Source organism: Phenylobacterium sp., from assembly GCF_030646615.1.
In the GTDB taxonomy this organism is placed as follows: Bacteria; Pseudomonadota; Alphaproteobacteria; order Caulobacterales; family Caulobacteraceae; genus Phenylobacterium.
This window is the reverse complement of the sequence record NZ_JAUSLG010000037.1, coordinates 1-13,060: the sequence shown is the minus strand read 5'-3', so window position 1 is coordinate 13,060 and position 13,060 is coordinate 1. Positions and strand designations below refer to the sequence as shown.

The 13,060-nt window shown below is 63.7% G+C and carries 14 protein-coding genes and 1 pseudogene; 12 read left to right on the top strand and 3 right to left on the bottom strand.

From position 1 onward, the window contains the following. The first annotated feature begins 1 nt into the window (after position 1). The 9 genes from Q7S93_RS05640 (at position 2) to Q7S93_RS05600 (ending at position 6,761) form a co-directional block, all read left to right on the top strand. A complete protein-coding gene (locus Q7S93_RS05640; protein WP_304712760.1) occupies positions 2-553 on the top strand; it encodes a hemerythrin domain-containing protein in 552 nt (183 codons plus the stop codon). After that, positions 550-1,212 (top strand): carbonic anhydrase, encoded by a 663-nt coding sequence (locus Q7S93_RS05635; protein WP_304712759.1) that lies wholly within the window; start codon positions 550-552, stop codon positions 1,210-1,212. The genes Q7S93_RS05640 and Q7S93_RS05635 overlap by 4 nt, the downstream gene beginning before the upstream one ends. Then, positions 1,209-1,943, top strand: a complete 735-nt coding sequence (locus Q7S93_RS05630) for a molybdenum cofactor guanylyltransferase (protein WP_304712811.1) — start codon at positions 1,209-1,211, stop codon at positions 1,941-1,943. The genes Q7S93_RS05635 and Q7S93_RS05630 overlap by 4 nt, the downstream gene beginning before the upstream one ends. After that, a complete protein-coding gene (gene ftrB, locus Q7S93_RS05625) occupies positions 1,879-2,652 on the top strand; it encodes a transcriptional activator FtrB (RefSeq protein ID WP_304712758.1) in 774 nt (257 codons plus the stop codon). The genes Q7S93_RS05630 and ftrB overlap by 65 nt, the downstream gene beginning before the upstream one ends. 108 nt (positions 2,653-2,760) lie before the next feature. Beyond that, a complete protein-coding gene (gene ubiT, locus Q7S93_RS05620) occupies positions 2,761-3,303 on the top strand; it encodes a ubiquinone anaerobic biosynthesis accessory factor UbiT (RefSeq protein ID WP_304712757.1) in 543 nt (180 codons plus the stop codon). Further along, on the top strand, positions 3,290-4,282 hold the full coding sequence (ubiU, locus tag Q7S93_RS05615; protein ID WP_304712756.1) for a ubiquinone anaerobic biosynthesis protein UbiU: 993 nt from the start codon (positions 3,290-3,292) through the stop codon (positions 4,280-4,282). The genes ubiT and ubiU overlap by 14 nt, the downstream gene beginning before the upstream one ends. 1 nt (position 4,283) lies before the next feature. Further along, positions 4,284-5,183, top strand: coding sequence for a ubiquinone anaerobic biosynthesis protein UbiV (ubiV, locus tag Q7S93_RS05610; protein WP_304712755.1), 900 nt, complete (start codon positions 4,284-4,286; stop codon positions 5,181-5,183). Further along, positions 5,180-6,304 (top strand): NAD(P)/FAD-dependent oxidoreductase, encoded by a 1,125-nt coding sequence (locus Q7S93_RS05605; RefSeq protein ID WP_304712754.1) that lies wholly within the window; start codon positions 5,180-5,182, stop codon positions 6,302-6,304. The genes ubiV and Q7S93_RS05605 overlap by 4 nt, the downstream gene beginning before the upstream one ends. 46 nt (positions 6,305-6,350) lie before the next feature. Then, a complete protein-coding gene (locus tag Q7S93_RS05600) occupies positions 6,351-6,761 on the top strand; it encodes a ribonucleotide reductase subunit alpha (protein WP_304712753.1) in 411 nt (136 codons plus the stop codon). Positions 6,762-7,811: 1,050 nt separating this feature from the next. Here the strand turns inward: Q7S93_RS05600 and Q7S93_RS05595 are convergent. Then, on the bottom strand, positions 7,812-8,537 hold the full coding sequence (locus Q7S93_RS05595; RefSeq protein ID WP_304712752.1) for an FkbM family methyltransferase: 726 nt from the start codon (positions 8,535-8,537) through the stop codon (positions 7,812-7,814). A gap of 310 nt (positions 8,538-8,847) precedes the next feature. Here Q7S93_RS05595 and Q7S93_RS19025 point away from each other — a divergent pair, with 310 nt between their 5' ends. Further along, positions 8,848-9,231 (top strand): PilZ domain-containing protein, encoded by a 384-nt coding sequence (locus Q7S93_RS19025; protein WP_370652080.1) that lies wholly within the window; start codon positions 8,848-8,850, stop codon positions 9,229-9,231. Positions 9,232-9,473: 242 nt separating this feature from the next. Here Q7S93_RS19025 and ribF read toward each other — a convergent pair whose 3' ends face one another. After that, positions 9,474-10,445 (bottom strand): riboflavin biosynthesis protein RibF, encoded by a 972-nt coding sequence (gene ribF, locus Q7S93_RS05590; RefSeq protein WP_304712751.1) that lies wholly within the window; start codon positions 10,443-10,445, stop codon positions 9,474-9,476. Next, positions 10,423-11,166 carry a class I SAM-dependent methyltransferase gene (locus Q7S93_RS05585; protein ID WP_304712750.1) on the bottom strand — a complete coding sequence of 248 codons (744 nt, stop codon included), beginning with the start codon at positions 11,164-11,166 and terminating at the stop codon, positions 10,423-10,425. Before Q7S93_RS05585 ends, ribF begins: the two co-directional genes overlap by 23 nt. Positions 11,167-11,327: 161 nt before the next feature. Between Q7S93_RS05585 and Q7S93_RS05580 the strand changes: the two genes are divergently transcribed. Together Q7S93_RS05580 and Q7S93_RS05575 are read left to right on the top strand one after the other, a co-directional pair. Beyond that, the gene (locus tag Q7S93_RS05580; RefSeq protein WP_304712749.1) at positions 11,328-12,110 is read left to right on the top strand and encodes a GNAT family N-acetyltransferase; all 783 of its coding nucleotides are present in this window, start codon (positions 11,328-11,330) and stop codon (positions 12,108-12,110) included. 108 nt (positions 12,111-12,218) lie between these two features. Further along, positions 12,219-13,060: pseudogene (locus tag Q7S93_RS05575) on the top strand (hypothetical protein); the annotation flags it as partial.

Sequence of the window (13,060 nt, the reverse complement as noted above, 5' to 3'; positions counted from 1 at the left end):
CATGCCTTGCGCCCCGCCTGCGGATATTGAAGTCATTCCGCGCGAACTGCTCCGTGAGCCGCTCGACTGGTTCTTCGCCGAGCACTATCGGCACAGGCAACTCTGCCGGATGATCGAGGAGGTGGCGGCCAGCCCTGTCTTCAAAGCTGACCCCATCAGCCAGATCATCGATTTCATCCGCTATGATCTTGCCTTGCACGTCATCGACGAAGAGGAGGATCTCTTCCCCCTGCTCCGGCGTCGGGCCCTGCCTGAGGACGAAATCGAGAATGTCCTTGGGCGTCTGTCGGCAGAGCACCGCGCTGACGTCACCCAGTCGCAGGTCGTCCGGGACCGACTGGAGTCTGCACTGACATCCCAGCGTGCGCCGGGGCTCGATCCGGAGGCCAAGTCCGTACTTCTCGCCTTCGCCCGGCACGAGCTTCGCCACCTGGCGCTCGAAAACGCCGTGGTGCTGCCGATCGCGCGGCTGCGACTGACCACCGCCGACCTGACGGCGCTAAGCCGACGACTGGCCGCCAGGCGGGGCCTCTTCCTCGACGCCCAGCCATGATCTCCGAGCTCTTTGACAACAACATTCGCTGGGCGGCGACCCGTGCTCGCGTCGATCCGGAGTATTTCCGCCGCCTGGCGAGCCTGCAGGCGCCTTCCTACCTTTGGATCGGCTGCTCAGACAGCCGGGTACCTGCCAACGAGATCGTCGGCCTCGACCCCGGCGAGCTGTTCGTTCACCGAAACGTGGCCAATCTTGCCCCGCCTCAGGACGCAAATTTCCTCTCGGTCCTTCAGTTCGCCGTGGAGGTCCTCAAGGTCCGCCACGTCATCGTCTGTGGCCACTATGGCTGCGGCGGCGTCCGCGCCGCCCTCTCCGAGGAGCGCCACGGCCTGATCGACCACTGGCTGACCCCGGTCAGAAGCCTCTCGTGGCGTTGTGAGCATGAGCTCTCCTTGATCACCGATCCTGAGGCCCGGGTGAACGATCTCTGCGAGCGCAATGTGATCGAACAGGTGCGACAGATCACCGCCAATCCCTTCGTGCGGGACGCCTGGCGCAAGAAGCAGCCCCTCGAGGTTCACGGCTGGATCTACTCCATCCAGGACGGATTGCTGAGGGATCTGGAGGTGTCTGTCGGGCGGGTGGAGCGGGCGCGAGCGCTGTGGGAGACGAAACCCAACAGTTCCAGCGCCGCCGTTACAGGAAAACGCCGATGAGACTTTGTGTGGTGCTGGCCGGCGGGGCGGGTCGCCGCATGGGCGGCGACAAGCCCCAGCGCCTCTATCAGGCCCGCGCCCTCGGCGAACACGCCCTGTCCCTGGCCGCAAGCTTCGCCAATCACGTGGCCCTGTCGGTTCGCGAGCGGCGGCAGGCTGACGAGCTCCCGCCAGTTCAGCTGCTATTTGACTCACCCAAGATCGAAGGCCCCCTGGCTGGGGTGGCCAGCGGCTTGGCCCACGGCGCGCAGATCGGGGCCGCCCACGTTCTGACGATCCCGTGCGACGCGCCCCATCTCCCCGATGATCTGTACACAAGGCTGGAGGAGGCGCTTGTTCAGGATCCCGACGCCCTCGCGGCCTCGGCAGGAGACAGCCGCCAGGGCCATCCAACCTGCACCCTGTGGCGTATCGAGGCTCTTGAGCCCCTGTTGTGCTACGCGCAATCAGGCCGCAGGTCGCTCCGCGGCTTGCTTGTCGAGCTCAACGGCCGTCAGGTCGTGTGGGAGGACCCTCGAGGCCAAGTCTTCCTGAACCTGAACACGCCGGAAGACCTGACTAACCAAAGTGGCCAAATGGCCGCACGCGCCGTCAGGGCTCTCCGTGACATAGATCAAGGATGGAACGCGCAAGAGCGCCATGGTCCGCCTGAGTGGAGGACCATGCATGCCGATCAAAGAGGTCGATCTCGAACGCGTCAGGGAGCTGCCGTTTCTGAAAACGGCCAATGACGACACGTTCCGTCGCCTGATCCAGGGGGCTTTCCTTCAACGCTTCCCGGCGGGGACAACCCTGCTCACCGAAGGCGACAGCGTTGATTTTCTTTATATTGTCCTCGACGGGACGGTCGAACTCTCCGGCACCTGGAATGACAAGGAGACGATCCTCGCCCTGCTGGGTCCCCTATCGACCTTCATCCTGGCTGCGGTCGTCCTAGACACGAGCGCCCTGATGAGCGCTACGACTCGTGATCGGTCCGACATTCTGATGATCTCGGGTGAGACCCTTCGCCGGGCGATGCAGGAGGACGCCGCCTTCGGTTTCGCCGTGTCCCAGGAATTGGCGGGCTGCTACCGCGGTCTGGTTCGCTCAATGAAGAGCCAGAAGCTCCGCGGCGGGATCGAGCGACTGGCCAACTATCTGATCACCCAGCGCGTGCGCCAGGGCGATGTCGAGACCATCACCCTGCCGCACGAGAAGCGCGTTCTGGCCTCGCTGCTGGGCATGACCCCCGAGAACCTGTCCCGCGCCTTCGCAAGCCTCGCCGACTATGGGGTGGCGGTGAACGGTCCGCTCGTGACGATTGGCCGGCCAGTGGTGCTGACGCGCCTGGCGAAACCTGATGCGCTGATCGACAATCATGCGCCTGAGGTTATGCGCGGTGGAGGCAAGGCGCGGCTTGAGGCCTGGCCAAACCAACCCGAGCGCATGACGGTTTGAAGCCCTCAGGCTGACCAAAGGCGGACGTCGCGTTGACGGACGACATTCGTCGTCGTTCCGCCCCGCCCTAGACCTCGTCCGGGCGCCTGTTCTCGCCCGGAAAGGGCGATGATGCACTTCTCAGAGGAACGCCTGTCTGCGCGCATTCTGACAGACTTGGCGCTGGTCCTACGACCGCCCATGGAGATGATGCTCAATCTCGCCGTCAAGCGGGCTTGGCGGCGGTCGGCCAACGCCTTTGGTCGCCTGGGCCGCTTTCAAGGTCGCCCGTATCTGATCGATCCCGAAGATCTGCCGGTCGCATTCGAGTTGACCCTTTTCGAGGACGGCGGCGGCGTGAAGGTGGTTCGCCGCACGCGTCGGCCCATGGGCTATGTGGCTGAGATTTCGGGCGAGCTCATGGATCTGCTCGCACTCTTCGATGGCTCGGCCGATGCCGACGCAACCTTCTTCGCCGGCGGGCTGACCGTGCGGGGCGACACAGGGGCGGTGCTGGCCCTCCACAACGCGCTGGAGGCGGCGAACCTGCGCCTCGCCGACCTGCTGGTTCCGGCCGCCCTGGCCCCAAGCCTCGATCCGGTTCTGCAGCGCGTGGTGGATTGGCGTCGCGCGACCAGGCGCACAGGAGGCATGCCCCATGGGGTCCATTGAACTCGTCTGCCCGGCAGGCTCGCCGGCCATGCTGGAGGCGGCCATCGAGGCGGGCGCCGACAGCGTCTATTGTGGTCTCCGCGATGAAACAAACGCGCGGAACTTCCCGGGCCTCAACTTCGACGCCACAGAACTGACGCGCGCTGTCGATTTCGCCCACCGGAAGGGCTCCAACGTGCTCGTAGCCATCAACACATTCGCCCGGGCTGGCGGCGAGGATCGTTGGCGGGCCTCTGTGAAGACCGCGATCAACGCCGGCGCCGATGCGATCATCGCCGCCGACCTCGCCGTTCTTGCCCATGTTCGTCAGCTGAGCTCGGCTGTGCGGCTTCACCTGTCGGTGCAGGCGGCGGCGAACACCCCTGAGGCGATCCGCTTCTATGTGGAGACGTTCGGGGTTCGGCGCGTGGTCGTCCCTCGGGTAATGTCCGCTGCGGAGATCGCCGACCTGATCAAGGAATCGTCGGCCGAGATCGAGGCCTTCGTCTTCGGCGGGCTGTGCGTCATGACCGAAGGGCGTTGCGCCCTCTCATCCTATGTCAGCGGACAATCCCCTAACCTCTCTGGCGTCTGCTCGCCGCCTGAAGCAGTGAGTTTCGAGCGCACCTCCGAGGGGATGATTTCACGGCTGGCCGGGCTCGCCCTCGACAAGACTCCGACCGGAGCCACGGCCGGATATCCAACCCTGTGCAAGGGGCGTTTCGCGACCGATGGGGACGCCACCTACCTGTTCGAAGAGCCGACCAGCCTGAACGCCATGGGCCTGTTGGCCAGCCTGCGGGACGCAGGCGTGAAAGCCGTCAAGATTGAGGGTCGTCAGCGCGGAAAGGCCTATGTCGCGCGTGTGACCCGCGCCTTTCGCAAGGCGATCGACGCCCTCGATCGCGGCGAGAGCACGGCGCCCTATGAGCACATGCTGACCGATCTCGCTGAGGGCGGTCGGGAGACCGAAGGCGCCTACAACAAGCGGTGGCGGTGACATGTCGCTCGAGATCACCCTCGGCCCCCTGCTCTTCAACTGGCCTGCCGCCGACATTGCCGGCTTCTATGAGCGCATGGCGCACGAGCCTTTGGTGCGTCGCATCTATCTCGGCGAAGTGGTGTGCGGAAAGCGCGAACCCTTGGCCGCAGCAACCCTGCTAGGGGCGGCCGACCTGTTGCGAGACGCAGGCAAGGAGGTGGTCTGGTCCACCCTTGGCCTGATCTCTACGCCGAGGGACCGACGCCTGCTGCGCGGGGTGGCGGAGCAGGACGGCTGGCTGCTGGAACTGAACGACCTCGCCGCCCTGAGCCTGCTTCCGAATTGCCACCCCTTCGTCGCAGGTCCGCTGCTCAACATCTACAATGGGTCAGCCGCCCAGATTCTTGTGGACCGCGGATGCGAGCGCCTCTGCGCCAACATCGAGCTGTCCCTGGCGGCGATTGGGGAGATCCACCGCGCCTGCCCTGATCTCGAAATTGAGGTATTCGGCTTTGGCCGGCTGCCCCTGGCGCTTTCAGCGCGTTGTTACCATGCGCGGCAAGCCGGGTTGTCGAAGGACACCTGCCGATTTGTCTGCGATCGCGACCCCGACGGCCAGGCGGTTCAGACCCTGGAGGGCGCGTCCTTCCTCAGCATCAACGGCATTCAAACCCTGTCTCACGGCGTTCATACGGTGGCAGCCTCGCCCGGTGAGCTGCAGGCGGCCGGCGTCCGCGCCGTGCGGCTGTCGCCGCACGCCTGCGACATGTCAGGCGTGATCGCAGCCTATGGCCGGTATTTTGAGTCTGGCGACCGTGGACGTCTGCTCGCTCAGCTTCTCGCCTGTGATCTTCCCGGCCCTCTTGTCGACGGATACCTGGGGGGAGCCGCCGGCATGCGTCCTGCGGTCGCCTTGTGAAGCCGCCGGTCTTTGAGGTCGTCATACTCGGAGGCGGTATCGCTGGCGCATGCATGGCTGCGCAGCTGGCGCCCCGGATAAAGACCTTGATCGTGGAGAAGGAAGACCGCCTCGGTCGACATGCGAGCGGGCGATCGACGGGCATGTTCATTCCCTCCTACGGCGGGCCGGTCACAGCAGCCCTTGCAGAAGCAAGTCGAGCCTTTTTCGAGGACGAGGCCTCTGATGCCGGCGGCCCGCTGCTGCGCGCACGCCCCGTCCTCCACATCTCGTCCCAGGAGCGCCCCCAGCCGATCGCAACTGCTATTCCAATCCATGGCGTTCAGGTCAGGAAGCTCTGCCCTATTCTGAGGACCCGCCACATCAAGTCGGCCTGGCTTGAAAGCGGAACTGGTGAGCTGGACGTAAGCCGCTTGCACCAAATCCTGCTGGCGCGGGCGACACGCCAAGGCGCCGCCCTCTGGCTGGGCGCAGGTGGACATGTCTCTGGCCATGATGGGACCCATTGGCGGTTGACGATCAATGGCGAAGAGCTTCGCTGCACGTCGCTGGTCAACGCAGCCGGAGCCTGGGCCAATGAGGTCGCAGCAGAGTGCGGCGTGGCTCCAATTGGCCTGAAATCTTACCGGCGGACGGCCATACTCATCGACCCTCCTAGCCCCGAAGGGCTCGTTCTCGGCGGACCCATCGTGAAAGACATGGGTGAGAAATACTATTTTCGGCCGTTTGGCGGGGATCTGTTGATATCGCCCTGCGACGAAACGCCCTCTCCGCCTGTGGATGCCCAACCTGAGGAGGCGGACGTCGCGCTCGCGGTGGCCCGGTTTAGGCAAGCCACGGGATTCAAGCCCCCTCGTATCAAGCACAAGTGGGCCGGGCTGCGCAGCTTTGCCCCAGACCGCTTGCCGGTGATCGGCTGGGACCTACGAGCGCCGAATCTATTCTGGTTCGCCGGCCTTGGCGGATATGGCATCCAAACAGCGCCCGCCGCCGGTCGCCTGGCCGCTGACCTCTTCTTCAAAGTCGAGGCGTCAACCACCGGTGAGGCCAAGGCCCAGATCGCCCAACAGTTTTCGCCCATGCGCTGGACCGGGAGAAAACACCAGCCCGCTACGGTATAAGGCCCCGCCCGGAACAGGGGCGCCAGCAAACCTAGGATTGCTCTCAATGGCAGACTCGCACTTCGACCAGTTGCTGAAGGCCGCCGCCAGCCAGCCAGAGCCTCAACAGCTGCTGTTTGTGTTCACGTCCGCAGAACTGCCCGCCGACGCGACCGAAGCCCAGCGTGAGCGCTTCTTGGCTGGCGCCGGCGGCGCCCTTGCGCCCCTGATGTGCGTCGACAAGGCGCCATCCGAGCTCGCTGGCTTTTCCGATCTGGTTGCAGAGGCCAAGCTCGCCGGGCCGCCGTGGCAGATCGTCTTCGCCGCCGCGCTCGGGGGTGAGGACGGAAAGCCGCCGACCCAGGCGCAGGTCGAGGTGGCGCTACAGGGCATGGTCGACGCGATCCACGTCGGCGGCGTTGGCCGGTACGCCGCATTCGACGTCAATGGCGACCCGATCCAGTTCGGCGGGCTCTGACCCTCAGACGGAAGCCCCCTCAGGCCGCCTCTGACGCCGCAGCACATCTGTCGCGTTGCTATTTGGGCTCAATGAGGCGCCTTGCACTCGGATTCAAAGACCCGCGTTACGGAGGCCCTGATGTCGCCGGCTGAGCTCAGAAGGCTGAACGTTGAGCATTTCGAGCGCGTTCTTGCGCGAACGATGGACCACGCGGAGCGAAGAAAAATCGCCGTGCTGATTGCCGAAGAACGCGCTAAGCCAGATGATGCATACCCGCCGCAACGTCATGGGCGATAAGCTCTGAAATATCAGCGATGTACTACTCAAACAGAACGCCTGACAAACGCCGGAAAAGGATCATCTAATCTACCCAAGCGATCCGCTTTATATTTTTACGTGGCGATTAGTTCCCATATCTCTGGGGCGGATACTTCCTCATTAGCCCCGCTGGTGGGCCCGGCAGGACTCGAAGAATTCGGAATTTTTCCCACTTAAATAATTGGTTAGACGCTCCCCTTCGCAGAGATACCCGCGCCTCTACCAACTGGCTCAAGAAGGTCGGATTTCGTCGAACAGAAATGCCGCGCTCCCCAGCGACCGCCAACGAAAGGTCTGAAGCGGGTGGTGAGCAGACATTAGTCCTCGGGGATCGGAACCTCACGCCATTCTGACATTTTGGGCCCCTGAGGGCCGATTGAGAGATTCGCGCACAGCTCGTGGGTTGCGCCCTCGCGCCGGGTGCAAACGACATCGCGTACCACCCGGCATGTGCCGCCGTCGGTAAGCGCTACGGCTTTTATCCAAAGTCGTCCGTCCCGGCAAAAGTACATGCCGGGCTCTCCTTCGCTGAGATAGCGGAGAAGCTCCCAATCAAGAGCAGGCCGGGAAACCGGCGCAGTTGGGTGATACGGGACATCAGCTCCGGAGTCGGAGCAGCCTGCACAGGCGAGAATGACGACGCAGACTGCAGCTGATGCGCCTGATAATCTTGGCATCCTGGATTATCCTCGTTTGCATAACGCCTGAGAGTGAGCGCATTTGACGGCGGCGAAAGGTCCGCAGTGAGGATTAGCGGAAGCCGCTCCCCATGCGGGCCGGCACGAAGAGGTAGTCTCCCGTTCCGGTAAACGCGGCAACTGGCTCAAAATCGGGTGCCCGTAGGGCTTCGTAGCCGAGCGGCGCAAGTTCGGACCAGATATCTCCCGGCGAGGAACCCGCCCGCGCCAGCGCATCTTCCGCAACTTCTAAATAAAGGGCGGGGCGATGCTGCTCGATAGTGCGCTTCCCGCCGCGAAGCACGTGCGCTTCCCAGCCCTCAACGTCCGCCTTGAGGAAGTCTACCCTTTGCACCCCGCTCCGCTCAGCGAACCCATCCAGGGTCTGGAGTGGCACTGAATGTGTGGTGGTTCGCCGGTCACCTGAAGCACCCGCGAGAGACGCCAACCCAAAGCCAATCCCACCTCGGCTCTTGATTGGAGTGCTCAGCGTTGCTTCGCCTTCAGCGTCGGAGAGGCCGGTTGGCACCACCTTCACATTCTGAATGCGGTTCCAAGTCAACGCGCGCTCCAGAATGGAACGTGCGTATGGGGAGGGCTCAAAGGCGAACACTTGACCTTCCGGCGCCATTTGGGAAAACAGCTTCGCGAACTGACCAGCGTGGGCGCCGACGTCCACAATGACCGCAGACGGCCGGATCAGGGGCTGGAAGATCGCCGTTAGCTCTTGATGATGTTGCTGGAGGCAAGCCGTCGCGAGATGCCTAAGCCAACTCACGCGCTGGCGGACGGTGAGCATGAACTCTCTCCCACAAGCACAACCGTACATCGGCTCGCTGCCCGGCGATTAGCACCCTTAGATCGTGACGGCAATTTGGCAGCCGCTGTAGTTGCGGCGTCGAGCTACCCTCTCTGAGTCCGTTCAGGGTCGAATCCCGTCAGGTAGCCCGGAGCCGAAAGCGGGCCTCGCGCTCGCGCCGCGGAAAGCAGACCTGCCGAACCGAGCTCGGGCCGGAAACGAGAAGCGGACCTGGAGCTGCTCGCCGAAGGCTGGGCACTGAACGCCGCTTGGCCTGCCGTTTGCGGAGTCCCTTGTCAGTTGTGCAATAATGACACGGACGGGCCGTATGATCATTCAGGGACCGTGGACCAGAGATCGGCGTAACAATTCGACACGTTCGGGTGATCGCCGGCGGCAGCACAGAGTTCGCGGTCTGTTGGGGGGAAAGATATACTACGGCTCAGGTCTTACTCTGGGCTGCACCATCCACAACCTCAGCGACGGCGGGGCGAAGATTAAGATCCAGGGTCACCCCGGTCCTGAAGGTTTTCATTTGATCTTGGTGAGATCGGGCCTGGCGATGAACACTCAAACCGTCTGGCGCGGGAGCGATGATACGGGCGTGCGGTTCTTGGAGGGCATCGACCTTAACAACCCGCCGGCTCAGCACTTGGTTATGCGAGACATTTGGATGCAACTCATTCCACGCTGACGTCACCAGGGCGGCGTCCTCGGTTTTTGGCGTTTGGCTCGCCGACCGGATCAAGCGCCACCCGCAGAATCCCCTCCAGCACCTCAGCCCGCCGGTCAGCTGCCGCTAAGCGGTCGTCGAAACTGTCTACGGTGGGTGGTTAGCCGAAGTCCGGTAGGAAGTCGGTCCGACGGAGCTAGCCGACCAGTGGGCCCAAGAGCGCCCCCTCCGCGACGTCTAACAGGCTGGTACGGCTGCGAGCGCTATGGCGTGGAACATAGCATGGCTCGTGCTGTCGCTATGTCGCGGTGCATCTGGTCGACTGCCTGTGAATTGCTGAAGTGACCATGCTCGTCGACGTAGCTCTCCTCTTCACGGAGAAACGCAATCAGCTCGATCTCGATAACCTCGCCGCAGAGGTCCTGGTCAGAGTCAAAGAGCGTCACCTGCAACATTGCCTCGACGGAATTGGCATCCCGGTTCGATCCGATGCTCACCACTCCGGGGTACCTGCGCCCATCGCTCAGGTTGGTGTAGGTGGCGTAGACGCCGCTACGTGGCGCCACGTAGCGGCCAAGAGCAATATTAGCCGTAGGAAAGCCGCGCCCACGGCCAAGTTGGCTGCCTTTCTGTACAGGCCCTTCGATGGCGAACGGTCTGCCGAGGATCGCTGTTGCGAGGTCGGGTCGACCTTCGCGCAAATGTCTCCGCACCACGGTGGAAGAGATCACATTGCCGGCCCCACGCACCACTAGATCAGCGATTGAGACGGAAAACCCGTACTCAGCCCCATATCGTGTAAGGGCCTCTGGATTCCCCGCACGGTTCTTGCCAAAGCTCGTATTGGCGCCAACAGCCACATGCCGGACACTGAGCCCTCCAACCAAGACTTCCTCGATGAAATCGCGGTCAGAACGGGCCGCCATCGCTGCGTCGAAAGGCAAGAGATAAAGCCGCTCCACACCTAAACGCTCAACGGCGCGGGAGCGTTGGCTGGCGCTCATCAAGCGGGAAGGTGGCGCCTCGGGTTGAAACAATTCATGCGGACAAGGCTCCAAGCTAACCACGCCAAGTGGAACCCCGAGCCTTCGGGCTACTTGCGCCGCGTCGTCGATCACACGCTGATGGCCGATATGGACACCGTCGAACTTGCCAAAGGCAATAACGACACCCTGATCTTCAGAATTCAGGGCACGCCAATCACGCAGCACTTTAAGGGGTGAATTCGGCTGCATAGGGCAAAACCTGTGAATGGCGGTAGCATCGCAACGCGCCACAGCCTAGCAGAGCGGAGAGATCCGGGTCAACCATGTTGTAGTCCGAGCGCGTCCGGAGTTGGCGAACGAAGGCGGCCGGCGTCACCTGCTCGGTCCAGGTGAAGGCCCGGTGCGTGACGGGGCCAAACAAGCCCGAGGCGCTAAAGAGCTCGCGAACAGGTCCACTCGGCAGGTACCAGGCCTGGGGCGGCGGTCGCCAGAGGTCCGGCGCGATATCCTGATAGATCGGCTCCAGTCGCTGCAGAATATCTGCAGGCGGCGACATAGGTACGTGACCGAAGACGGCCAAAACGCCGCCGGCCTGCAACGCCCGGGCGGCGCGTGGGAAGCTGAGGGTCGGGTCAATCCAGTGCCACGCCTGGGCTGACGCCACGAGGCCGAAGGCGCCGGGTTCGGCATCGAAGGTTTCAAACGGGGAAACGTGGAAGGTCACCTCTCCAGTCAGGTTCGCTTTCGCCAGGGCGACGAGCTCATCACCAGGATCCACGGCGACGACCTTCCACCCGAGATCGAGGAACCCCTGGGTGGCTTGGCCGCTGCCACAACCGATTTCGAGAACCCGCGCGCCATCCCCGCCGACGACGCTCGCCAGATCGTCGTAGAGCGCCCTCGGATAGGGCGGCCGCACCGCGTCGTACTCTGCGGCCACCGCGTTGAACGTGTCTCGCTGATCAGGCACGGCGGCTCCCCGGCGGCGGTCCTCTTGGCGCGACGCTACACGAGAGAGAACGAGCCGCCACCTGCCGGCTGCGGCGAGGACCACAGGAAGTGGAAAGCATCAGCAGCGGCCGCTAGCCTGGACCGCCCTTGCTCAGGGGAGGATACGCGGGGACCACGCGGATGAACGAGACCGACGAGCTGCTTGAACTCTGCGTGCGCGCGCTCGCCATGCAGATTAGCGCAGCGCCCGGCGCAGAGCTCCACATGACCCGGCGCTGCATTCTGGCCCTGACGGATGAAATCTCTGCCGATCATAATCGCCTGATCCTGGGGGCCGACACCGATGTCGAAGGCTTCCTCGTTCGGTCCGTCACGCGGGCAAGGGAACGAGATCGGCCGCTCGTGGCGCTCATGGCGCCGACGGTTGGGGAAGCCCTGACACCGCTCGCGACGCAGCTTGGCCTCAGCGCCGTCGGCGCAGCCCCACTTATGGTGCTTCGCCCTAACGTCCCGGTTCAACCGACCCAGCCGATCAAGGTTGTTCGCGCGCTCGGCCCGGAGCTGGTCGGCGTCGCAGGCGACCTGATCGCCGCCGCATTCGATGAGCCCCGAGATGTCATCGCCAGGTGTATCCAGGTCAGCATCACCCCGACCTCAGGCGTAGAGACCTATGTCGCCTGGGACGAGGACAGGCCCGTCTGCACCGTCTCGCTAACCCTGACGGGGGATACGGCCGGCGTCACGCTCATGGCCACGCCGCCTGAGCACCAGGGCAAGGGCATGGGCCGCGCCCTGCTCACTCATGTGATCAATGACTACCGACGCCGGGGCGTGGCTCGCTTCCATCTGGGCGCCACCGACGCCGGCCGGCCGCTCTATACGAGCCTCGGCTTTGAGCTGGTCGCCGACCTGCCGGTCTGGGTCCTGGATCGGGCTGGTCCGAGGCCGCAAAGCCTGCCCTAGGCGCCTATGCCGACGCCCCCTCCTGACGCACTGAAGATGGGACGCCGGTCCATTCCGGTCGCCGCAGGACGTTGATAGATTGCCAGGGTGGCATTCTCGGGGGGGCGGATGATCGCGAACGAGCAGGCGAGTTCTGAAGCCTTCATCGCCGCTCTGGAAAGCGGCGACCTCGAAGGGGTCAGACGGGCGCCCAAGGCTGAGTCCCACACCCATGGCCCGTTTGGCGGCGACCGGGTCTGGCTGCGGGACCAGACAGGGCGAGACATCGCTCCAGTCACCAAGCCGCTCGGGTCCATGGACGAGATGCACGCCTGGACTGCCAGCCATGTCGGCGACCTTTTCAAGGGCAAGGCTGGCCGGCGGCTGGGCTGGGAAGGGGCGTTCGTGCGAGCGCGTCAGGATGGTCTCACGCGCGTCGAGTTTGGCGACGACGTGTGGATGATCACCCAAGGCGTCGGGGATGCTGCGGAGCTATTTGCGGATATCGAAGCGGCGCGCTTGGCGATCAGTCCTGGCATCGAGTGGACGCCTCAACTGGGCTTCTCACGCCATTGCAAACGGTCGTGGCTGTGGCATTGGCTCACGCCGTTTCTGGACGCTGGCGGTTGGCAGGCCGTGGACCTTTCGGGGGACGAGTTCGCCCAGCCGATCGATATCTTTCAGCCGCTCTATCGCGCCTGCAAGGAGCGAGGCATGCGGCTCAAGGCCCATGTAGGTGAGTGGGGCGCGTCCGACGATGTCTGGCGGGCAGTCGAAATTCTGGAGCTTGATGAGGTCCAGCACGGCATAGCTGCAGCCGATTCACCGCGGGTGATGCGATTTCTGGCCGACCATGCCGTCACGCTTAACATCTGCCCGACATCGAACCTTCTGCTCGGACGGGTGGCGCGCCTTGAAGATCACCCGATCCGCACGCTCTACGACGCCGGGGTGAGGGTCACGATCAACAG